The organism is Streptomyces griseiscabiei (assembly GCF_020010925.1).
Classification (GTDB): Bacteria; Actinomycetota; Actinomycetes; order Streptomycetales; family Streptomycetaceae; genus Streptomyces; species Streptomyces griseiscabiei.
In genome coordinates this window covers 129,988-150,437 of sequence record NZ_JAGJBZ010000003.1, presented here as the reverse complement: position 1 = coordinate 150,437, position 20,450 = coordinate 129,988, and the positions used below count along the sequence as shown (strand labels likewise).

Genomic DNA, 20,450 nt, shown 5'->3' with positions numbered 1-20,450 from the left:
CCATGACCGACCACCACGGCTGCGGCTTCGGGACCTGCCGCGGCCGACGGCCCGGCACCGCACGCCTGATCGACCCCCGGATGCCGGAACTGGCCCGCAGCCTGACGCTCTTCCGGTACGTCCACGCCGTCACCGGCGGCCCGGTGGCCCGGCTCGACCAGGCGGGCGGCTACGCGCCGCCGACCCTGCGCGGCGAGGCGTTCACCGTCGCCCCGGGCCCGATCACGCTCCGCCTGGCCGCCGACGGGGTGGACACGGCGGTGGTCGCCCGGGACACGGAGGACGCGGTCGTCGTCCGCCTGCTCTCCCCGTCCGGCCGGACCGTGCACGAGGGCCGGCTCCTGTCGGAGGGCGACCGGCTGCTGGCGGGCCTGGCGGGGACGGTCGAGGCGGGGGCGGGAGCGGGGGCGCCCGGAGCGAGGGAGCGCCCCGGCGTGCACGTGCCCTCCTGGGAGAACGGCGACCAACTGGCCCAGCTGGACGCGATCCTGGCGGACGGCGGGGCGGCCCGGCGCGCGGCGCTCACCCGCCGCGGCGACGGGCACCGCGAGGTGGACCCGGCCGTCCTCCCCGCCCTCCTCGACCACGTCTGCTCGGCGGGCCTGCCGATCGGGGTGGCGGTCTTCGCCCCGTCGGTGATGCAGGCCTGCGCGGGCGCGGTCCACGTCACCGACCGCACGGTCGGAGGACGCGTGTACGCGGCGGTGGCGAACGCCTCCCTGGAGCTGGACCTCCCGGCCGTCCGCTCCTGCCACCTCGTCCGCTCCACCGCCACCCACGGCCCGACGTCCGCCCTGGAACTCGACGACGAACACGGCGACTGCGTCGCGCTCATCACCCAGTTCGGGATCGTCGGGGAGCAGGTGCACGGGGCGTGGGAGCACTTGGCGGCCTCGCTGCCGGACGCGTAGGGATCCAGGGTCCGGCAGCGAAGCCGGCCGGTCAGTACAGCTTGTTGACGGCCGTGGTCGTGGTCTTCTTGAAGGCGGCCACGGGCGCGTCGGCGAAGTCGCCCATCTGCTGCCACTGGACGACGGTGACGGTCCTGCCGTCCCGTCCGACCGACATCAGGGCGACGTCGTTGGCACCCCAGGACGTCTCGGTGTTCAGCCCACGGACGTGGGCGCCCTCCTCGACGGGCAGCGTGCCGTAGTCCCGGCCCTCGGCGTCGACGTCGGGCGAGGCCTTCTCGATGCGGTCGGCGCAGGTGCGGATCAGGTCGTCGTAGTGCTTCGCCAGCTTCTTGGCCAGGGCGTCCGTGTCCGCCACGACGGTCAGCTGCACGGCGCTGGTGTCCACGTCGGTCCGGAACTCCCGGTACTGGTAGTCGTAGGACATCACGCCCTCCGTGCTCACACAGACACCGAGCGCCTCCGGGAACCCCTCGGTGACCGGCCCGGCCGTCCAGGACGACGTCGGGTGCGGCGGCAGCTGGGACGCCGACAGCAGCTTGGGCGCGGCGGCCTTCGACGCGGCACCGGCGGCCGGCGCCATCAGGACCGAGCCCACCGCGAGGGCGGCGACGGTGAGGGCGGTGAGGGCGCTCGTTCGGATACGCATGGACATGGGTGTTCCCCCGTGTGGATGAGTGGTGTGGATGAGCGGTGCGAACAGGTGATCATGAACGCCCCGGCGAACCCGGCTGGTCGGCCCGGACCTGCTCGGTGCGACACCAAGAGCATCAGCCGTCCCGCCGACCGGACGCAACCACCAACACCCGATCAAGCACGCTGGAACCATCCCACCCCAGTTGACCTGCGGATACACGGGTGCCTGGGATGCCGTCCGGGGCGAAAAAGGTTCGGCGACGCTCGGCGGGACAGAATGCTGCTGCGCGCCGATCCGATGCCGATACCGATACCGATACCGACGCCGGGAGGCTCTCGCCGATGACGCCGCAGCCCGCCCCCACCCCCGCCGACCCCGACGCGTGGGCCGCCCATCTCGCCGAGTGCAACGCCACCCAGGCCCGCAAGCGGGTGGCGGCCGATGTGCTGCTCCGCGACTTCGCGGGGCGGGTGTTGCTGGTGAACCCCACGTACAAGCCCGGATGGGATCTGCCGGGCGGGATGTCCGAGGCGAACGAGCCTCCGGAGGACACGGTCGTGCGGGAACTGCGCGAGGAGTTGGGCGTGGACGTCGTCGTGCGGGGGCTCCTGGTCGTCGACTGGGTCCCGCCGAACGGGCCCTGGGACGACGAGATCGCCTTCGTCTTCGACGGCGGCTCCCTGGACGCCGAGGTGCGACTGACACCGGGCGACGGGGAGCTGAGGGAGGCCGGGTTCAGCGACCTCGACCGGGCCGGGGAGCTGCTGCCGGACCGGATACGCCGGCGGTTCGCCGCCGCGGTCCGCGCCCAGCGCGAGGGACGGCCGGTGTACCTGCGCGACGGGCGGGAGATCTGAAAGCGGACCGGGCTGCGCGGCCCCGCCCCGTCAGCGCGTACGGGCCGCTACCGGGCCGGTGGTCCCGGTGGCCGCGGCGCTCTCCGCCGCCGCCGCCGCGATATTGCGCGCCATCCCCCCGAACACCGCCGCGTGGAAGGGAGCCACGCCCCACCAGTACACATGCCCGGCGAGCCCGTGCGGATGGAACAGGGCCCGCTGCCGGTAGACCGTCCGCCCCTCCCCGTCCCGGTCCACGGTCATCTCCAGCCATGCCAGCCCCGGGAGCCGCATCTCCGCGCGGAGGCGGAGGAGCCGGCCGGGCTCGATCTCCTCGACGCGCCAGAAGTCGAGGCTGTCGCCGATGCGCAGCCGGGTGGCGTCGCGGCGGCCCCGGCGCAGGCCGACCCCGCCGACGAGCCGGTCCGCCCAGCCGCGCAGGGACCAGGCCAGGGGCGCGGAGTACCAGCCGTTCTCGCCGCCGATCGCCTCCACCACCCGCCACAGCGCCCGCGGTGACGCCGCCACCGCACGCTCCCGGCGGTCCTCGTACAGGCTGCCGCCCGCCCAGTCGGGGTCGGTGGGCAGCGGGTCGCTGGGGGTGCGGGGCGTGGCGGCCGAGGACCAGCGGGTGGCCACGTCCGCGTCCCGGACGCGCCGCAGGGCCAGCGCGATGGCCCGGTCGAGTCCGACCGGCCCCTCCGGCGGGTCCGGCACATACCGGACGATGTCCCGCTCGGCGCAGACGACCTCATGCCTCAGCGACTCGACGAGCGGGCGCGCGAGACCGCCCGGCACCGGGGTGACCAGCCCCACCCACAGGCTCGACAGCCGGGGCGTGAGCGGCGGCACGGGCACGATCACCCGCTTCGGCAGCTCCGCGACGGCCGCGTACCGCCGCATCATCTGCTCGTACGTGACGACGTCCGGCCCGCCGATGTCGAACGTCCGGTTCACGTCGTCCGGCAGCCGCGCGCAGCCCACGAGGAGCCTGAGCACGTCCCGTACGGCGATCGGCTGGATCCGGGTGCGCACCCAGCTCGGGGTCACCATCACGGGCAGCCGCTCGGTGAGATGCCGCAGCATCTCGAACGACGCCGAGCCCGACCCGATGATCACGGCGGCCCGGAGTACGGCGGTGGGAACCCCCGAGGCCAGCAGCACCCGGCCCACCTCGGCGCGGGACCGCAGATGGGGCGACAGCTCGCGTTCGGGCACCCCGGCCGGGGTCAGTCCGCCGAGATACACGATCCGGCGTACGCCCGCCGCCCGCGCCCGCTCCCCGAAGATCCGCGCCGCCCGCCGGTCGGTCTCCTCGAAGCCCCGCCCGGTGCCCAGGGAGTGCACCAGGTAGTACGCGACGTCCACACCCTCCATGGCCGCCCCCACGGACTCGGCGTCCGTCACGTCCCCGCGCACGACCTCCGCCCGCCCCGCCCACGGATGGTCCCGCAGCTTCCCGGGCGACCGCGCCAGACACCGCACCCCGTACCCGGCGCCGAGCAGCTCGGGCACCAGCCGCCCGCCGAGGTAGCCGGTGGCACCGGTGACCAGGCAGAGGAGGGGGCGGTCGTCGTCGTACCCCCGGTCGGACACACGGCTCGCACTCATCAGGACACCGACTTCCGTCGCGACTCCCCCGGCCCATGCTCAGCGCGCCGCTCAGGCCCCGCAACCTCGGCGGGAGACTCGCCGCGCCGCGACTACGCTGGACGAGAGACATCCATAACGGGGCAGGATCCAGCAAGATCGGGCAAATGTTCTAAGGAACCGACATGGGTCTCGGCGTCGGCCGTACGGCGGCCGTGAAACGTAGGTCCCTCAGCCGGGCGGGCGCGGCGTTCGTGGTCGCCGCCGGTCTGGTGCTGACCGGGGCATGTGGCGGGGGCGGGGGCAGCGGGAGCGGGGGTGGCGGAGGAGGGGACGACCTGACCGTCGGTGTCCTGCTCCCGGGTGGCGGGGCCTCCCGCTTCGGGCAGTTCGACAGACCCCTGATCGAGAAGCGGCTGAAGGAGCTGTGCCCGGGCTGCCCGGCGGCCACCGTCGCGGCCACGGCCGAACCACAGGTCCAGCGCCAGCAGCTGGACGCGATGATCACCCGGGGCGTGGACGTGCTGATCGTCGCCGCCATCGACCCCAAGGCGCTGCGCTCCTCCGTCGAGGCCGCCGACCGGGCCGGCATCCCGGTCGTCGCCTACGACCGGCTCGCCCAGGGCCCCATCTCCGGTTACGTCACCTTCGACGGCGAGATCGTCGGCAGGCTCCAGGCCGAGGAGCTGCTGAAGGCCATGGGCGACAAGGCGGACGGCGGCCAGATCGTGATGATGAACGGCGCCACGACCGACCCCAACGCCGGCTGGTACAAACGCGGCGCGCTCTCCGTCCTCAAGGGCAAGGTGAAGATCGGGAAGTCGTACGACACCGTCGGCTGGCGGCCGGAGAACGGCTACGCCAACATGAGCGGCGCCATCTCCGCCCTCGGCGCGAACAACATCGACGGTGTCCTCGCCGCCAACGACAGCCTCGCCGGCGCCGTGGTCTCCGCCCTCAACGCCAGTGCCGTACGGCCGCTGCCGCCGGTCACCGGGCAGGACGCCGACCTCGTGGCCGTCCAGCGCATCGTGCAGGGCAGCCAGCACATGACCATCTACAAGCCGTTCGAGCCCGCGGCCGACGCCGCCGCCGAGATGGCCGTCGCCCTGGGGCGCGGGGAGTCGGTCGACTCCATCGCCACCGGCACCGTCGACAGCCCCACCGACAAGGACATTCCGGCGGTCCTGCTGCCGTCGGTCCCGGTGAGGGCCGACAACATCAAGGAGACTCTGGTCAAGGACGGTATGTACACCATCGACCAGATATGCACCCCGAAGCTCCGGCCCGCGTGCGACAGGGCCGGACTCACCCCATGAACCTCACATGAGCCTCGCATGAGCCTCAGCGACCCCGTCAGTCCTGTCCGCCCCCTCCAGGAGGTGACCCGGTGGTTCAGCCCTTGCTGGCGTTGCGCGGCGTCTCCAAACGCTTCGCCGCCGTCCAGGCGCTGGTCGACGTCGAACTGGAGATCAGGGCCGGGGAGGTGGTCGCCCTGGTCGGCGACAACGCCGCCGGGAAGTCCACCCTGGTCAAGGTGATCTCCGGGGTCGGCCCCCCGGACAAGGGCGTCATCGAGTGGGAGGGCGAGGCCGTCCAGATCAGACGCCCCCAGGACGCCCAGCTCCTCGGCATCGCGGCCGTCTACCAGGACCTCGCGATGTGCGGGAACCTCGACGTCGTCGGCAATCTCTTCCTCGGCCGCGAGATCCACCGCTTCGGCGTCCTCGACGAGGTGGAGATGGAGCGCCGGACCCGCGAACTGCTGCGCACGCTCTCCATCCGCATCCCCGACGTCCGCGTCCCCCTCGCCACCCTCTCCGGCGGCCAGCGGCAGGTCGTCGCGATCACCCGGTCCTTCGTCACCGCGCCCCGGCTGCTCCTGCTGGACGAGCCCACCGCGTCCCTCGGCCTCGAACAGACCAACCAGCTCCTCGACCTCATCGAGGAACTGCGCGACCGGGGCACCGGAGTGCTCCTCATCAGCCACAACATGGGGGACATCAAGGCCGTCGCCGACCGGATCGCCGTCCTGCGCCTCGGCCGCAACAACGGCCTGTTCGACGTCAGCACGACCTCCCAGGAACAGATCATCTCCTCCATCACCGGCGCGGTGGACAACACCGCGGGCCACCACGCGTCCGACCCGGAGGAGACATGGCCGTGAGGGGGAACGGAGAGGGGCGCCCGCGGAACGGGGGCTCGCACGAGCCGGGCCCGCACGGGCACGGCCGCTGGTACGGCGACCGCCCCCGCGCGTACGCCCACGCCGTGCGCCGCCGCCTGCACGAGGGGGAGCTCGGCCCGGCGCCCGCCCTGCTCGCCCTCGCCGTGACCTGGATCGTCTTCCAGAGCCTCAACGAGAACTTCCTCTCCCCGCGCAACCTCTCCGTCCTCAGCGTGGAGATCGTCGGCACCGGCATGGTCGCCGTCGGCGTCGTCTTCGTGCTGCTGATCGGCGAGATCGACCTGTCGGTGGGCTCGCTGGCGGGCCTCTCCGGCGCGATGTTCGCCGCGCTGAACGTGAACCAGGGCATGCCGGAGGGGCTCGCCGTGCTCGTCGCGGTGTCCTGCGGCGCGGCGGCCGGGGCGCTCCACGGCTTCGTGTTCACCAAGATCGGCGTCCCCGCGTTCGTCGTCACCCTCGCGGGCCTGCTGGCCTGGAACGGCCTGATGCTCTACCTGCTCGGCCCGGAGAGCTCCATCAGCTTCAGCGACGACGGGCTGGTGGCCGAGCTGACCAGCCGCTCCTTCGGCTCCCCCGCCGTCACCTACGGCCTGGCCGCGCTCGGCCCGGTCGTCTATCTCCTCCTGCGCCGCCACGACCGCGCCCGCCGCGCCGCCGCCGGGATGCCGTGCCGGGCGAAGGGCGAGATCTGGCTGCGCACGGCTCTCCTGGCCGCGGTCTCCTTCGCCACGGTCGCCGTCCTGAACCGCTTCGAGGGCCTCCCCCTCGCCCTGCTGATCTTCCTCGTGGTCATCCTGGCCTCGGACCTCTTCCTGCGCCGTACCGTCCACGGCCGTCAGGTCCTGGCGCTCGGCAGCGGGGTGGAGGCGGCCCGGCGCTCCGGCGTCGACGTGTCGCGCGTACGGATCTGGGTGTTCCTGGCGTCGGGGACCCTGGCGGCGGTCGGCGGCCTGTTCGTCGCCTCGCGCCTCACCTCGGCGACCCAGGTCCCGGGCTCCGGGATGCTGCTGATCAACGCCATCGCCGCCGCCGTCATCGGCGGCACCAGCCTCTTCGGCGGCCGCGGCTCGACCTGGTCCGCCCTGCTGGGCGTCCTCATCATCCAGTCCATCGCCTCGGGCATGGCCCTGCTCGGCGTCCAGCCCGCCGTCCAGTTCATGATCACCGGCGGCGTCCTGCTCGTGGCCGTGGTCTTCGACTCCCTGGCCCGCCGGGCGGCGGAGTCACGGGGGCGGGCATGAGCGGGGGCGGGCATGAGCGCGGGCGAGCCTGACGCGTTCAGCCGCCCGACCCCGTGATCACCCGTCCATCCGCAGGACCAGCCGCAGCGTCTCCGTCAGTACGGCGGTGGGGACGGACGGGTCGGCGACGCGTTGGACGCCGAGGCCGATGCCCAGGCTGAGCAGGGTCATCGCGGCGCGGTCGGCGGGCATGGCCGGGGTGACGCCCAGTTCCAGGGCGAGGGCGTCGAGCAGGTGGGCCAGGGCCTCGCGGATCGTCGCGACCCGGGCGGCGATCTCGGCCCGCAGTTCGTCGTCGTGCCGGGCGCTGGTGAGGAACTCGACCTCCAGCGTGGTCCACGCCTCGTCGCCGATGTGCGCCTCGGCCCACGCGGCGAAGGCCGCCAGCCGGTCCTCGATCCCGGCCTCGCCCATGACGGCGTCCGTGAGCAGCCCCAGCTGCTCGGCCCGGATGTCGTCCAGCGCGGCGAGGCAGAGATGGTCCTTGCTGCGGAAGTTGGAGTAGACGGCGCCCTTGGAGTAGCCGGCCGTCTCCGCGACGTCGCTGAGCGAGGTGGCGGCGTAGCCATGGGAGAGGAACAGCTGCCGCGCGGTGGCGACGAGCCGTTCGCGCGTCCGTCCCTGACTCTCGACGCGGCTGAGGCGGGCCATGTCGCTTCCCCTCCTTCTCCCTCTCCGGCGGCGGCTCTCGAAAGGCTCCCGGATCTTATCTCCGACAGGGGCTGTCCAAGCATTTCGGATACCACTAGTATCCGGATCTCGTTGGTATCTGGATCCCCCGAGTACCTGGATGTGGACGCGGTGAACGCCACGAGCACGCGCACGCGCACAACCCCTCCCCACCCCTCCCCTCCCTCCCGAGGACTCGTCCTCGGCTGCGGCGGCACCCTCGGCGCGACCTGGACCGTCGCCGCCCTGCACTCGCTCCGGCGGGCCACGGGCTGGGACCCGCGCGACGCCGAGGTCCTGGTGGGCACCTCCGCCGGGGCCGAGATGGCGGCTCTGCTCGGCGCCGGTGTCGGCGTGGACGACCTGCTCGCCGCCCAGCTGGGCCGCCCGGACGCCCGCCCCGAACTCCTGCGGCACCTCGCCTCCGCGCCCCGGGCGCTCCCGCCCCGCCCCGCCGTCTTCCCCGGCTCCCCCGGGCTGGCCCGCCACGCGCTGCGCCGCACGGCCCCCGCCCTGGCCGGGCTCTCCGGTCTGCTCCCCCAGGGCCGCGGCGACGCCCGGTGGCTGGCGGCCCTCGCGGACTCCCTCGCCCCGGCCGGGCAGTGGGTCCCGCATCCGGCGACCTGGCTGGTGGCGACCGACTTCGACACGGGCCGCCGTACCGTCTTCGGCCACCCCGACGCCCCACCGGCCGCCCTGCGGGACGCGCTCCGGGCGTCCTGGGCGGTGCCGGGCTGGTTCCCGCCCGTACGCGTCGCGGGCCGGCGGTACGCCGACGGCGGCATCCTCTCCACCGCCTCCGCCGACCTCCTGGTCCCGAGCGGGCTCGACGAGGTGTACGTGATCGCCCCGATGAGTTCCCGCCTCCCCGGACCGCGCCGCGGCCTCGGCCGGGCGGAGGCCCTGCTGCGCCGCGTCATGACCCGCACCCTCGACGCGGAGTGCGCCGCGCTGCGGGCGGCGGGCACCCGTGTCGTCCGTATCGAGCCCGCCGCCGCCGACCTCGCGGTGATGGGCGGCAACTTCATGGACCCCGGGCGCCGCCTCACCGTCCTGGAGACCGCCCTGCGCACGACCCGCGCCACCGTCCGCGAGGCCGTGAGCGAGGCCGCCCCCGACGCCCGGACAGGAGCCTGCGATGCCACAGCCCGGAAGCCCCGGAAACCGCGAGGTCCCCGGGAGCGCCGAGAACCGCGACGTCGAGGCCCTGATCATCGGCAGCGGCCTCTCCGGCATCGGCGCGGCGATCAAGCTGCGCGAGGCGGGGGTGGACGATCTGGTGATCGTCGAGAAGGCGGCCGACCTGGGCGGCACCTGGCGGGACAACACCTACCCGGGCTGCGCCTGCGACGTGCCGTCCGCTCTCTACTCGTACTCCTTCGCGCCCAACCCGGAGTGGACGCGGGCCTTCGCCGGCCAGCCCGAGATCCGCTCCTACCTCCGGAACACGGCCGCCGCGTACGGCATCACGCCCCTCATCCGCTACGGCACCGAGGTCACCCGGGCCCGGTGGAACCCCGCCCACGCCCGCTGGCACGTCGAGACCACCCGCGGCGCCTACACCGCCCGTTTCCTGATCTCGGCGGCCGGCCCCTGGCACGAGCCGCTGCGCCCCGACCTCCCCGGCCTCGCCGACTTCCCCGGCCCGGTCTTCCACTCCTCGCGCTGGCGCCACGACGTCGACCTCACCGGCGCCCGGGTGGCCGTGATCGGCAGCGGCGCCTCGGCGGTGCAGTTCGTGCCCGCGATCCAGCCGCGCGCCGGCCGGCTGCATCTGTTCCAGCGCACCGCGCAGTGGGTGCTGCCCAAGCCCGACCACCCGGTACCGCACGCCGAACGCCGCCTGCTGCGGACCGTCCCCGGCGCCCAACGGGCGCTGCGCAAAGCCGAGTACGCGGCGCTGGAGGCCCTCGGCGTCGGCTTCCGCCACCCGGCCCTGCTGCGGACCGTGCAGAGGATCGGCACGCTCCACCTCAGGGCCACCGTCAAGGACCGGGCCCTGCGTCAGGCGCTGACCCCCGACTACACCCTCGGCTGCAAACGGCTCCTGCTCTCCAACACCTACTATCCGGCCCTGACCAGACCCAACGTCACCGTGCACGCGACAGCGGTGAAGGCCGTCGAGGGCCGCCGGATCGTCGGCGCCGACGGCAGCCGCGCGGACGTCGACACGATCGTCCTGGGCACCGGCTTCCACATCCTCGACATGCCCATCGCCCGCCGGGTGTTCGACGCCGACGGCACCAGCCTGGACGACCACTGGAAGGGCAGCCCGGACGCCTACCTCGGCACCACCGTCAGCGGCTTCCCGAACGCGTTCGTCCTCCTCGGCCCGCACCTGGGCACCGGCCACTCCTCCGCGTACGCGGTTCTCGAAGCCCAACTGGCGTACGTGGCGGGCGCGATACGCCACTTCCGCGGCGCGGGCTGGACCAGCATGGACGTACGCCCCGAGGTCCAGGCCGCCTTCGGCGCCGAGGTCCAGCAGGCCCTGCCCGCCACCGTCTACAACGCGGGCGGCTGCTCCAGCTACTACCTGGACCCCAACGGCGTCAACAGCTTCAGCTGGCCCTGGTCGACGGGCCGTATGCGCCGCCGCCTGGCCCACTTCGACCCGGAGGCCTACGACGCCCGCTGACCCCTACGCCGCCACGCGTGCCGTCGGCCGAGCCCGGCCCCCGACGGCCGCGATCAGGAAGGAGAGCCCGGTGGTCACGGCGACGGTCCCCAGCATCACCATCGTGACGCCGATGACGTAGAGGCCGCTGGCGTCGTCCGACCAGTCGTGGAACGAGGCGACGGTCAGGCCGATCGTGGTGCCGGCGACCGCGCCGAGGATGTGCCGCCGGGACGCGGCCCAGTACACCGGCAGCAGCAGCGTCAGCACCAGGCCGACGATCTGCCAGGCCTCGTACGGCCCGGTCGACGAACCGTCAGGACGCAGATCACGGTGCTGGTCCCAGCCCAGCCAGACGGCCCAGAGGGTCAGCGAGGCCACGCCCGTGACAAGGGCCGGGAGCAGCTGGGAGGGGAGGGCGCGGAGTCGTCGGTTCATGAACCCAGCCTCCCGGCACGGGTCTTCTCCGCACAGGGCGCGGGTACTCAGCCGCACCCGAGTACCTGTGCGCCCGAGTACGTGTGCCCCCGAGTAGATGTACGGGCACCTCCGACGCGTCCCCAAGCGCCCCTAAGCGGGTGAAGCCCGGTCCCCGATTCCCGGTGCGGGGCATGGATGAAGCCCCCGGCCCTATCCGGCCGAGTCGGCGGACACGACGCGCTGGAGTTGAGCGAAGAACATGAACGCGATGCAGCACAGATCTGTCGGACCTGATCGGACCGATCCCACCGGCACCACTGACCCCACCGGCACCCCCACCACCCCCCACGTCCCGGTCCTCATCGTCGGCGGGTCCCTCGTCGGCCTGTCGACCTCGGTGTTCCTGGGCCGCCTGGGCGTGCCGCACACCCTGGTCGAGCGGCACACCGGCACCTCCATCCATCCGCGCGGCCGGGGCAACAACGTCCGCACGATGGAGCTGTTCCGCGCGGCGGGAGTCGAGCCCGGCATCCGCGAGGCCGCCGCCACCCTCGCCGACAACCACGGCATCCTGCAGACACCCACCCTGGTCGGCGACGCGGGCGAGTGGCTCTTCAAGCAGATCGACGCGGGCGGCGGTCTCGCCCGGTTCAGCCCCAGCTCCTGGTGCCTGTGCAGCCAGAACGACCTGGAGCCGGTGCTGCTGGAGCACGCCGGGCGGCTCGGCGGCGATCTGCGGTACGGCACCGAACTGCTGTCGTTCGAGACCGACTCCTCCGGGGTCACCGCGATCGTCAAGAGCCGTGAGACCGGCGAGCACACCACCCTCCGCGCCGACTATCTCGTCGCCGCGGACGGCCCCCGCTCCCCGATCCGCGAACAGCTCGGCATCGGCCAGAGCGGTCCCGGCGACCTGTTCCACAACGTCAGCGTCACCTTCCGCTCCCGCGCCCTCGCCGGTGTCGTGGGCGACCGCCGCTTCATCGTCTGCTATCTGACGAACCCGGACGCCGACGGGGCGCTGCTGCCCGTGGACAACAAGGAGAACTGGGTCTTCCACGCCCCCTGGCACCCCGAACACGGCGAAACCCTGGAGGAGTTCACCGAGGAGCGGTGCGTCGCGCACATCCGCCGCGCGGTCGGCGTCCACGACCTCGACGTCGAGATCACCGGCAAGGCACCCTGGCACGCCGCCCAGCGGGTCGCCCGGAGCTACCGTTCGGGGCGGGTGTTCCTGGCCGGCGACTCGGCCCACGAGATGTCCCCGACCGGCGCCTTCGGCTCCAACACCGGTATCCAGGACGCCCACAACCTCGCCTGGAAGCTGGCGGCCGTGCTCGGCGGCTGGGCCGGTGAGGGCCTGCTCGACTCGTACGACGCCGAGCGCCGCCCGGTGGCGGAGGCGACCAGCGCCCGTGCCGCCGCCCGTTCGGTCGAGCACAGCCACCCCGGCTTCGCCCCGGCCCCCGGTGTCGGCGGGGGCGGCGGCCCGCAGCGCGGCATCCTCGACGTGGCCCTCGGCTACCGCTACCCGCGCGGCGCCGTCCTCGGCACCGACCCCGCGACCCCGGTCGTCCCCGAGCGCCTCGACCTCTCCGGCGAACCCGGCAGCCGCGCCCCCCACCTGGCGGTACGTCAGCAGGGGAGCCAACAGGGGCGCCACCGGGAGGCCCCTCAGGGGCAGCCCGTCTCCACGCTGGACCTCTACGAGCGCTCGCTCGTCCTGCTCAGCGACGCCGAGGAGGGCGGCGACTGGCACACCGCCGCCCTCCGCCTCGCCGAGTCGATGTCCGTCCCCCTCGCCGCGTACCGGATCGGCTCCGGCCCGGACGCCGAGCTGACGCCCGAGGACGGCGGCGCGGACTGGGCGGCCGTCCACGGGACGACGGCCGGCGGCGCCGTGCTCGTGCGGCCCGACGGGTTCGTGGCATGGCGGTCGCCGGGCCCGGTCCCGGACGCCGAGGCCACCCTGCGCGCGGTGCTGACCACGCTGCTGGTGAGCGGATCACCCGAGTGAACGCCTTGAGTGGTGGTGGCGAAGGGACTGGCTGACGGTGGATCACGTCGGGGGCGGGTCACCTCAGCTGACGCGACGTCGGCTGCCCGCCCCGTCCGACGGAAGGATCGTCAGATGCGCTCTGCTCGCACGCTCGTGGCCACCGCGGCGGCCTCGGCAGTCCTCGTACTCGGCGCGCCCGGCGCCTACGCGTCCGGGGGCTGGGACGAGGCGGACTCCTCCTACAGCAAGGAGCAGGAGAAGGGACAGGAGAACGGCACCGACGGCACCGCCCGGCAGGACGACGCCTCCGGTGCCCCGAAGCAGGACCCGGCCGCCGGCGCCCCGAAGCAGGAGGGGAACTCCTGGAGCGGCAAGCAGGACACCGGCTCCGGCACCGTCAAGCAGGACGAGGGCTCCTGGGGCGGGAAGCAGGACGAGGAGTCCTGGGGCGGCGGGCACGAGAAGCCCCGCGGTGGTGTGCACACCGGTGGCGGCGGCCTGGCCTCCCCGGCCGTGACCGCGGGCGGCCTCGCCGTCCTGGCCGTCGCCGGGACCGGGCTGTACGCCGTGCGCCGCAGGAAGACCGCCGGAAGCGTGGCCTGACCCGTGCCGGGCGCGATAACCGCCGTGACCGGCCGCGCCGCACGACGGCCCGGCCGGTCACCCGCGCAGTGCATACGAGTCGCGCGCCGGAGGGGGCGGGCTGAGGATCGAGGCACGCCGACGTGACGTCACGCCGCCTCGGCCGACGCCCCGTCCGTCTCTGCCCCCACCGATCCGCCCCACCGAGGAGATGTGCGCAGCATGACCACCACGTCCGAACGGCTTACCCAGACGCTGAAGCGACAGGTGTCGCAGCACGTCTCCCAGTCCGTCTTCGACGGCTCCCGGCTCCGGGTCGTCCTCCTCGTGGACGTCTACGACGGCGCCCAGCAGCAGTTCCTGGAGGCGTACGAGCAACTGTGCAACCAGGTCGCGTCCGTCCCCGGGCACGTCAGCGACCAGCTGTGCCAGTCCATCGAGAACCCCTCCCAATGGCTGATCACCAGCGAGTGGGAGAGCGCCCCGCCGTTCCTCACCTGGGTGAACAGCGAGGAGCACGTGCAGATGGTGCGCCCGCTGCACGACTGCGTCCGGGACACCCGTTCGCTGCGCTTCCACATCGTCCGCGAGACCGGCGGCCCGGCCGTGGCGGCGGAGCCCGGCGAGCGCCGGCTGCAGACCTCGCCCCGCATCGGTGACGGCCTGATCCGGCACGCGCTCACCTTCACCGTGAAGCCGGGCAGCGAGGAGATCGTCGCGAAGATCCTCGCCGACTACGCCGCGCCCGAGCCGAAGGTCGACGACTCCACCCGGCTGTGCCGGACCTCCCTGTTCATGCACGGCAACCGGGTCGTCCGGGCCGTCGAGGTACGGGGCGACCTGCTCGCCGCGCTGCGGCACGTGGCCCGGCAGCCCGAGGTGCGGGCCGTCGAGGAGGCCCTCAACCCCCATCTGGAGCAGGACCGGGACCTCGACGACCCGGATTCGGCCCGGGTGTTCTTCACCCGTGCGGCGCTGCCCGCCGTGCACCATGTGACGGCCGGCCAGGAGAGCCCGGACGCCGAACGGCACGCGCTGTACTACCCGGCCCGCGAGGGCTGCGGGCTGCGGCTGGCCGAGCTGCTCGCCCGGCAGGACGAGGCGGCGGCGGACGACCCCGAGGGCCCGGTGCTGCGCAGCACGATCTTCCAGCGCGACGACATCGTCGTACGCCTGGTCGACGTGCGCGGCGGCATCGACAACGACCCCGGTCCCGTCCTCGGTCTCACCGACCGGGCCCGCGCGGCCGAGCTGACGGATCTCCTCGACGGCGGCGCCCTCGGCGCGGACGGCTCCCCGAAGGACGGCGCCCCGGCCCGGCTGCTGACGGTCGCCCGCATGGAACTCGTCACCGACCGCCGGGCGCCCGACGCCTGACCCTCCCCCGGGGCCCCTGAAGCCCCCGAATCCCTCCCCGCTCACGTTCGGAGGAACGTCGTGACCAACCGCCAACTCCGCCATCCCGGAATCGTGGATGTCAGCGAGGTCGAGCCCAACACCCGGCGCGGCGGCGATCTGCGCGCCATGCTGACCCCCACCACCGTCGGCTCCACCAGCGGTTTCATGGGCGTGGCCATCGTGGCGCCCGGCGACCGCATCGCCGAGCACTACCACCCGTACTCCGAGGAGTTCATCTACGTCATCTGCGGGCAGCTGGAGGTGGACCTCGACGGCGAGGCCCACCGACTCCAGCCCGAGCAGGGGCTGTTGATCCCCGCCCATATGCGGCACCGGTTCCGCAACGTCGGCAAGGTGGAGGCCCGGATGGTCTTCCACCTCGGCCCGCTGGCGCCGAGCCCGCCGCTCGGCCATGTCGACACCGAGGACGCGAACGGCGTACCGATCCCGGTGGAGGCGGCACACGCCGCACGGGCGGCCGAACGCTCCCAGGTCCGCTCATGACCAGGCGCGTGGCGGTCACCGGCATAGGCATCGTCGCCCCCGGCGGCATCGGCGTCCCGGCGTTCTGGGACCTCCTGGCCGACGGTCGTACGGCGACACGTGGCATCACCTTCTTCGACCCGTCCGGGCTGCGTTCGCGGATCGCCGCCGAGTGCGACTTCGACCCGGCGGCCCACGGACTGGACGCGGAGCAGGTGGCCCGCTGCGACCGGTACATCCAGTTCGCCCTGGTGGCGGGCGACGAGGCGATACGGGACTCCGGTCTCGACCTCGCGGCGGAGAACCCCTGGCGGGTCGGGGTCTCCCTCGGCACCGCGGTCGGCGGCACCACCCGGCTGGAGCACGACTACGTACTCGTCAGCCATGGCGGGGAGCGCTGGGACGTGGACCACCGGGAGGCCGGGCGGGATCTGCACCGGGCGTTCGCGCCCAGCACGCTCGCCTCGACGGTCGCGGAACGCTTCGAGGCGCGCGGGCCGGTGCAGACCGTGTCCACCGGCTGCACCTCGGGCCTCGACGCCGTCGGGTACGCCTTCCACACGATCGAGGAGGGCCGGGCCGACATCTGCATAGCCGGGGCGTCGGACTCGCCGATCTCCCCGATCACCATGGCCTGCTTCGACGCGATCAAGGCCACCTCCCCCAACAACGACGACCCGGCCCACGCCTCCCGTCCCTTCGACGCGGACCGCAACGGGTTCGTCATGGGCGAGGGCGGTGCCGTACTCGTCCTGGAGGAGCTGGAGCACGCGCGGGCCCGCGGCGCGCATGTGTACTGCGAGATCAGCGGGTACGCCACCTTCGGCAACGCCTACCACATGACCGGGCTGACCAGTGAGGGTCTGGAGATGGCGCGGGCCATCGAGGACGCCCTCGACCACGCCCGGCTGGACCGGACGGCCGTCGACTACGTCAACGCGCACGGCTCGGGCACCAAGCAGAACGACCGGCACGAGACGGCCGCCGTGAAGCGGACGCTCGGCGCGCACGCCTATGACACGCCCATGAGTTCCATCAAATCCATGGTGGGTCACTCGCTGGGCGCGATCGGTGCCATCGAGGTCGTCGCCTGCGCCCTGGCCCTGGCCCACCAGGTCGTCCCGCCCACCGCGAACTACGAGACCCCGGACCCCGAGTGCGACCTGGACTACGTGCCGCGCGTCGCCCGTGAGCGGCGGCTGAACACCGTGCTCTCGGTGGGCAGCGGGTTCGGCGGGTTCCAGTCCGCGGTGGTCCTGAACCTGCCGAGGGAGAAGACACGATGAGCGAACGGAGCACCCGGCGTCCTCGGCGCGCGGCCGTCACCGGCATCGGCGTGGTCGCGCCCAACGGGACCAGCACCGAGACGTTCTGGAAGTCCACCCGGGAGGGCATCAGCGTCCTGGACCGGGTCACCCGCGAGGGCTGCGAGCACCTTCCGCTGAAGGTGGCCGGCGAGGTGCGGAACTTCGATCCGCCGTCGGCGGTCGAGGAGCGCTACCTCGTCCAGACCGACCGGTTCACGCACTTCGCGATGGCCGCCGCCGACCAGGCGCTCGACGACGCCCGCCTCGACCGGCCCGAGACCGACGCGGCGCCGTTCTCGGTGGGCGTGGTCACCGCGGCCGGCTCCGGCGGCGGCGAGTTCGGGCAGCGGGAGCTGCAGCAGCTGTGGTCCAAGGGCAGCCGCTTCGTGGGCCCGTACCAGTCGATCGCCTGGTTCTACGCGGCGAGCACCGGCCAGATCTCCATCCGCCGGGGCTTCAAGGGCCCCTGCGGGGTGATCGCCTCCGACGAGGCCGGCGGGCTGGACGCGCTGGCGCACGCGGCGCGGGCCGTGCGGCGCGGTACGGACGTGATGGTGGCCGGCGCGACCGAGGCGCCGCTCGCCCCGTACTCGATGGTCTGCCAGCTCGGCTACGAGGAGCTGAGCACGGTCGACGACCCGGACCGCGCCTACCGCCCGTTCACCTCCGCGGCCTGCGGTTTCGTGCCCGCCGAGGGCGGCGCGATGCTGGTCGTGGAGGCCGAGGAGACGGCCCGGGAGCGGGGCGCCCCCGTACGGGCGGTGATCGCGGGCCACGCGGCGACCTTCACCGGCGCCTCCCGCTGGGAGGAGTCCCGGGACGGGCTGGCCGAGGCGATCCGGGTCGCCCTGGCCGAGGCCGGGTGCGCCCCGGAGGAGATCGACGTGGTCTTCGCCGACGCCCTCGGCACCCCGGCGGCGGACCGCGCCGAGGCCCTCGCCCTCGTCGACGCCCTCGGCGCGCACGGCACCCGGGTCCCCGTCACCGCGCCGAAGACCGCCGTGGGCCGGGGCAACGGCGCGGCGGCCGTCCTGGACGCCGCCGCGGCCGTGCTCGCGATGGAGCACGGTGTCATCCCGCCCACCCCGAACGTCTTCGACGTCTGCCACGACCTCGACCTCGTCACCACCGCCGCCCGCGCCGCCGAGCCGCGCACGGCGCTGGTCCTCAGCCGGGGACTCATGGGGTCGAACTCGGCGCTGGTGCTGCGCCTCGGCACCGGCGACACCTCCTGACCACCACCGCACCCCGCACCACCCCGCACATCAAGGAGAGAGAACGCATGAGCGAGCGCATCACCGTGGAAGAGCTGTCCCAACTGATGAAGAAGGCCGCCGGGGTCACCGTGCCCCCGGGGGAGCTGGAGGAGCACCTCGACTCCGAGTTCGGCACGCTCGGCATCGACTCACTGGGACTGCTCGGCATCGTCGGCGAGCTGGAGAACCGGTACGGCACGCCGATGCCGGCGGACACGGAGAAGTGCCGGAGCCCCCGGGACTTCCTCGACCAGGTCAACAGCGCGCTGATGGCGGGTGCCTGACATGGCCGGACACACGCAGAACGAGATCACCATCGCCGCGCCCGTCGACCTGGTCTGGGACATGACCAACGACGTCGCCAACTGGCCCCAGCTGTTCAGCGAGTACGCCTCCGCCGAGATCCTCTCCCAGGAGGGCGACCGGGTGACGTTCCGGCTGACCATGCACCCGGACGAGAACGGCAAGGTGTGGAGCTGGGTCTCGGAGCGCGAGGCGGACCGGGAGACCCTCAGTGTGGAGGCCCGCCGCGTCGAGACCGGGCCCTTCGCCTACATGAACATCCTCTGGGAGTACGAGAAGGTCCCGGGCGGTACGCGGATGATGTGGACGCAGGACTTCTCGATGAAGCCGGACGCGCCGGTCGACGACGACTGGATGACCGACAACATCAACCGGAACTCCAAGGTCCAGATGGCCCTGATCCGGGACCGCATCGAGAAGGCCGCCGCCGAACAGGGCGCCGCCCCGGGCCTGACCGACTGAGACGGCCGCACCCGACCCCCGCATTCGGACGGAGAACGACACCCATGCACCAATCCCTGATCGTCGCCCGGATGGCCCCGGGCGCGGCACCGGACATCGCCAAGATCTTCGAGGAGTCCGACCGGGGGGAGCTGCCCCACCTCATCGGGGTCTCCCGGCGCAGCCTCTTCCAGTTCGACGACGTGTACATGCACCTCGTCGAGTCCGAGCGGGACCCCACGCCCGCCATCACCAAGCTCGCCGGCCACCCCGAGTTCCGGGGCATCAGCGAGCGGCTGTCGGCGTACGTCAGCGCGTACGACCCGGCGACCTGGCGTTCGCCGAAGGACGCGATGGCGAACTGCTTCTACCGGTGGGAGCGGGACAGCCGCCGCTCCTGACCGCACCGACAGGCCGCCGGACCCGCCACGGGGCGGGTCCGGCGGCCTGTGCGGTCACGGTCGGGTCATCCGGGCACGTGGCAGTCGAACGCGTGGAGGTACGCGTTGACCGGCCGTACGTCGTCGATGACCAGGCCCGCGGCCGTGAGCCGGGAGGTCATGCTCTCGGTGGTGTGCTTGGCGCCGCCGACGTTGAGGAGCAGCAGCAGGTCCATGGCCGTGCTGAACCGCATCGACGGGGAGTCGTCGACGAGGTTCTCGATGACCACGACCCGGGTGCCGGGGCCGCCCGCGCCGATGACGTTGCGCAGCAGCCGGGCGGTGCTGTCGTCGTCCCACTCCAGGATGTTCTTGATGACATAGGTGTCCGCCCGGACCGGGACGGCCTCACGGCAGTCGCCGGGGACGACCCGGGTCCGGTCCGCGAGCGCGCCGCCCGGCCGCAGCCTCGCGTCGGCGTTCTCCACCACACGCGGCAGGTCGAGCAGGGTGCCGTGCAGCGCCGGGTACTTCTCCAGCAGGCTCGCCACCACATGGCCCTGGCCGCCGCCGATGTCGGCGACGGACGAACTCCCCGACAGATCGAGGAAGTCGGCGACGTCCCGCGCGGACTGGACGCTGGAGGTCGTCATCGCCCGGTTGAAGACGTCGGCGGACTCCGGGGCGTCCTCGTTGAGGTAGACGAAGAACTCCTTGCCGTACAGCTCCCCGACGACGTCGCGCCCCGAGCGCACCGCCTCGTCCAGCTTCGGCCAGGCGTCCCAGGTCCACGGTTCGGTGCACCACAGGGCGATGGCGCGCAGGCTGTGCGGGTCGTCCTCGCGCAGCAGCCGGGACATGTCGGTGTGCGCGAACGTCCCGTCGGGCCGTTCGGTGAACACGCCGTGGCAGGCGAGGGCCCGCAACAGCCGCCGCAGCGGCTTCGGTTCGGCCTTCACCGCCGCCGCGAGCGCCTCCGCCGCCAGCGGGGTGTCGCCGAGGGCGTCGGCGACCCCCAGCCGGGCCGCCGCGCGGAGGGCGCCTGCGACGGCCGCCCCGAACACGAGTTCCCGCAGCCGCATGGGGGGCGGCGGGACCGGTGGGGTGGGCGCGCTCTGCGCGGGTGGGGTCTGTGTGGTCGTCATGCGACGCCTTCCTTTTCCCTCTTCGAGTTCATGAGCGACCTCGGCCG

The 20,450-nt window shown here is 73.1% G+C and carries 20 protein-coding genes and 1 pseudogene; 16 read left to right on the top strand and 5 right to left on the bottom strand.

Annotated features, from left to right (window positions below; genetic code table 11):
• Nucleotides 1-2: 2 nt before the first annotated feature.
• Nucleotides 3-911, top strand: a complete 909-nt coding sequence (locus tag J8M51_RS34645) for a hypothetical protein (RefSeq protein WP_267299750.1) — start codon at nt 3-5, stop codon at nt 909-911.
• Nucleotides 912-942: 31 nt separating this feature from the next.
• Here the strand turns inward: J8M51_RS34645 and J8M51_RS34640 are convergent, their stop codons facing one another.
• On the bottom strand, nt 943-1,566 hold the full coding sequence (locus J8M51_RS34640; protein ID WP_216590135.1) for a hypothetical protein: 624 nt from the start codon (nt 1,564-1,566) through the stop codon (nt 943-945).
• Between the two features lie 323 nt (nt 1,567-1,889).
• Here J8M51_RS34640 and J8M51_RS34635 point away from each other — a divergent pair, with 323 nt between their 5' ends.
• Nucleotides 1,890-2,405, top strand: a complete 516-nt coding sequence (locus J8M51_RS34635; protein WP_086760344.1) for an NUDIX domain-containing protein — start codon at nt 1,890-1,892, stop codon at nt 2,403-2,405.
• A 30-nt stretch (nt 2,406-2,435) separates the two neighbouring features.
• On the opposite strand, the gene J8M51_RS34630 is transcribed toward J8M51_RS34635, so the two are convergent.
• A complete protein-coding gene (locus tag J8M51_RS34630; protein ID WP_086760346.1) occupies nt 2,436-3,995 on the bottom strand; it encodes an SDR family oxidoreductase in 1,560 nt (519 codons plus the stop codon).
• A gap of 164 nt (nt 3,996-4,159) precedes the next feature.
• Between J8M51_RS34630 and J8M51_RS34625 the strand changes: the two genes are divergently transcribed.
• The 3 genes from J8M51_RS34625 to J8M51_RS34615 all read left to right on the top strand — a co-directional run bounded on the left by J8M51_RS34625 (nt 4,160) and on the right by J8M51_RS34615 (nt 7,403).
• Nucleotides 4,160-5,293, top strand: coding sequence for a sugar ABC transporter substrate-binding protein (locus J8M51_RS34625; RefSeq protein WP_216590139.1), 1,134 nt, complete (start codon nt 4,160-4,162; stop codon nt 5,291-5,293).
• A 71-nt stretch (nt 5,294-5,364) separates the two neighbouring features.
• Nucleotides 5,365-6,141 carry an ATP-binding cassette domain-containing protein gene (locus J8M51_RS34620; protein WP_256965391.1) on the top strand — a complete coding sequence of 259 codons (777 nt, stop codon included), beginning with the start codon at nt 5,365-5,367 and terminating at the stop codon, nt 6,139-6,141.
• On the top strand, nt 6,132-7,403 hold the full coding sequence (locus J8M51_RS34615; protein ID WP_216869711.1) for a sugar ABC transporter permease: 1,272 nt from the start codon (nt 6,132-6,134) through the stop codon (nt 7,401-7,403). Before J8M51_RS34620 ends, J8M51_RS34615 begins: the two co-directional genes overlap by 10 nt.
• A 57-nt stretch (nt 7,404-7,460) precedes the next feature.
• Here the strand turns inward: J8M51_RS34615 and J8M51_RS34610 are convergent, their stop codons facing one another.
• Complete coding sequence (locus tag J8M51_RS34610) at nt 7,461-8,054, bottom strand: TetR/AcrR family transcriptional regulator (RefSeq protein ID WP_086765102.1); 594 nt, start codon at nt 8,052-8,054, stop codon at nt 7,461-7,463.
• Between J8M51_RS34610 and J8M51_RS34605 the strand changes: the two are divergent.
• Both J8M51_RS34605 and J8M51_RS34600 read left to right on the top strand, forming a co-directional pair.
• A pseudogene (locus J8M51_RS34605) lies at nt 7,971-8,867 on the top strand (patatin-like phospholipase family protein); the annotation flags it as partial. The gene J8M51_RS34610 and the pseudogene J8M51_RS34605 overlap by 84 nt on opposite strands.
• Before the next feature lie 343 nt (nt 8,868-9,210).
• Entirely contained in the window at nt 9,211-10,710 is a 1,500-nt protein-coding gene (locus J8M51_RS34600; protein WP_086751509.1) for a flavin-containing monooxygenase, read from the top strand.
• 3 nt (nt 10,711-10,713) lie between these two features.
• Here J8M51_RS34600 and J8M51_RS34595 read toward each other — a convergent pair whose 3' ends face one another.
• Entirely contained in the window at nt 10,714-11,127 is a 414-nt protein-coding gene (locus J8M51_RS34595) for a hypothetical protein (RefSeq protein ID WP_086751511.1), read from the bottom strand.
• Between the two features lie 250 nt (nt 11,128-11,377).
• Here J8M51_RS34595 and J8M51_RS34590 point away from each other — a divergent pair, with 250 nt between their 5' ends.
• The 9 genes from J8M51_RS34590 (at nt 11,378) to J8M51_RS34550 (ending at nt 19,279) form a co-directional block, all read left to right on the top strand.
• Nucleotides 11,378-13,126 carry an FAD-dependent oxidoreductase gene (locus J8M51_RS34590; protein ID WP_267299749.1) on the top strand — a complete coding sequence of 583 codons (1,749 nt, stop codon included), beginning with the start codon at nt 11,378-11,380 and terminating at the stop codon, nt 13,124-13,126.
• 114 nt (nt 13,127-13,240) lie between these two features.
• The gene (locus tag J8M51_RS34585) at nt 13,241-13,711 is read left to right on the top strand and encodes a hypothetical protein (protein ID WP_086761381.1); all 471 of its coding nucleotides are present in this window, start codon (nt 13,241-13,243) and stop codon (nt 13,709-13,711) included.
• A gap of 201 nt (nt 13,712-13,912) precedes the next feature.
• Complete coding sequence (locus J8M51_RS34580; RefSeq protein ID WP_086761383.1) at nt 13,913-15,067, top strand: SchA/CurD-like domain-containing protein; 1,155 nt, start codon at nt 13,913-13,915, stop codon at nt 15,065-15,067.
• A 93-nt stretch (nt 15,068-15,160) separates the two neighbouring features.
• Entirely contained in the window at nt 15,161-15,592 is a 432-nt protein-coding gene (locus tag J8M51_RS34575; protein ID WP_216591285.1) for a cupin domain-containing protein, read from the top strand.
• Nucleotides 15,589-16,857, top strand: a complete 1,269-nt coding sequence (locus J8M51_RS34570; RefSeq protein WP_086752286.1) for a beta-ketoacyl-[acyl-carrier-protein] synthase family protein — start codon at nt 15,589-15,591, stop codon at nt 16,855-16,857. The genes J8M51_RS34575 and J8M51_RS34570 overlap by 4 nt, the downstream gene beginning before the upstream one ends.
• Nucleotides 16,854-18,113, top strand: coding sequence for a beta-ketoacyl synthase N-terminal-like domain-containing protein (locus J8M51_RS34565; protein ID WP_086752285.1), 1,260 nt, complete (start codon nt 16,854-16,856; stop codon nt 18,111-18,113). Before J8M51_RS34570 ends, J8M51_RS34565 begins: the two co-directional genes overlap by 4 nt.
• Before the next feature lie 47 nt (nt 18,114-18,160).
• A complete protein-coding gene (locus J8M51_RS34560; protein WP_086752283.1) occupies nt 18,161-18,418 on the top strand; it encodes an acyl carrier protein in 258 nt (85 codons plus the stop codon).
• A 1-nt stretch (nt 18,419) separates the two neighbouring features.
• Nucleotides 18,420-18,899 (top strand): SRPBCC family protein, encoded by a 480-nt coding sequence (locus tag J8M51_RS34555; protein WP_086752281.1) that lies wholly within the window; start codon nt 18,420-18,422, stop codon nt 18,897-18,899.
• 44 nt (nt 18,900-18,943) lie between these two features.
• Nucleotides 18,944-19,279, top strand: coding sequence for a TcmI family type II polyketide cyclase (locus tag J8M51_RS34550; protein WP_086752280.1), 336 nt, complete (start codon nt 18,944-18,946; stop codon nt 19,277-19,279).
• Between the two features lie 65 nt (nt 19,280-19,344).
• Here J8M51_RS34550 and J8M51_RS34545 read toward each other — a convergent pair whose 3' ends face one another.
• Entirely contained in the window at nt 19,345-20,403 is a 1,059-nt protein-coding gene (locus J8M51_RS34545) for a methyltransferase (protein ID WP_236068034.1), read from the bottom strand.
• Nucleotides 20,404-20,450 lie beyond the last annotated feature (47 nt).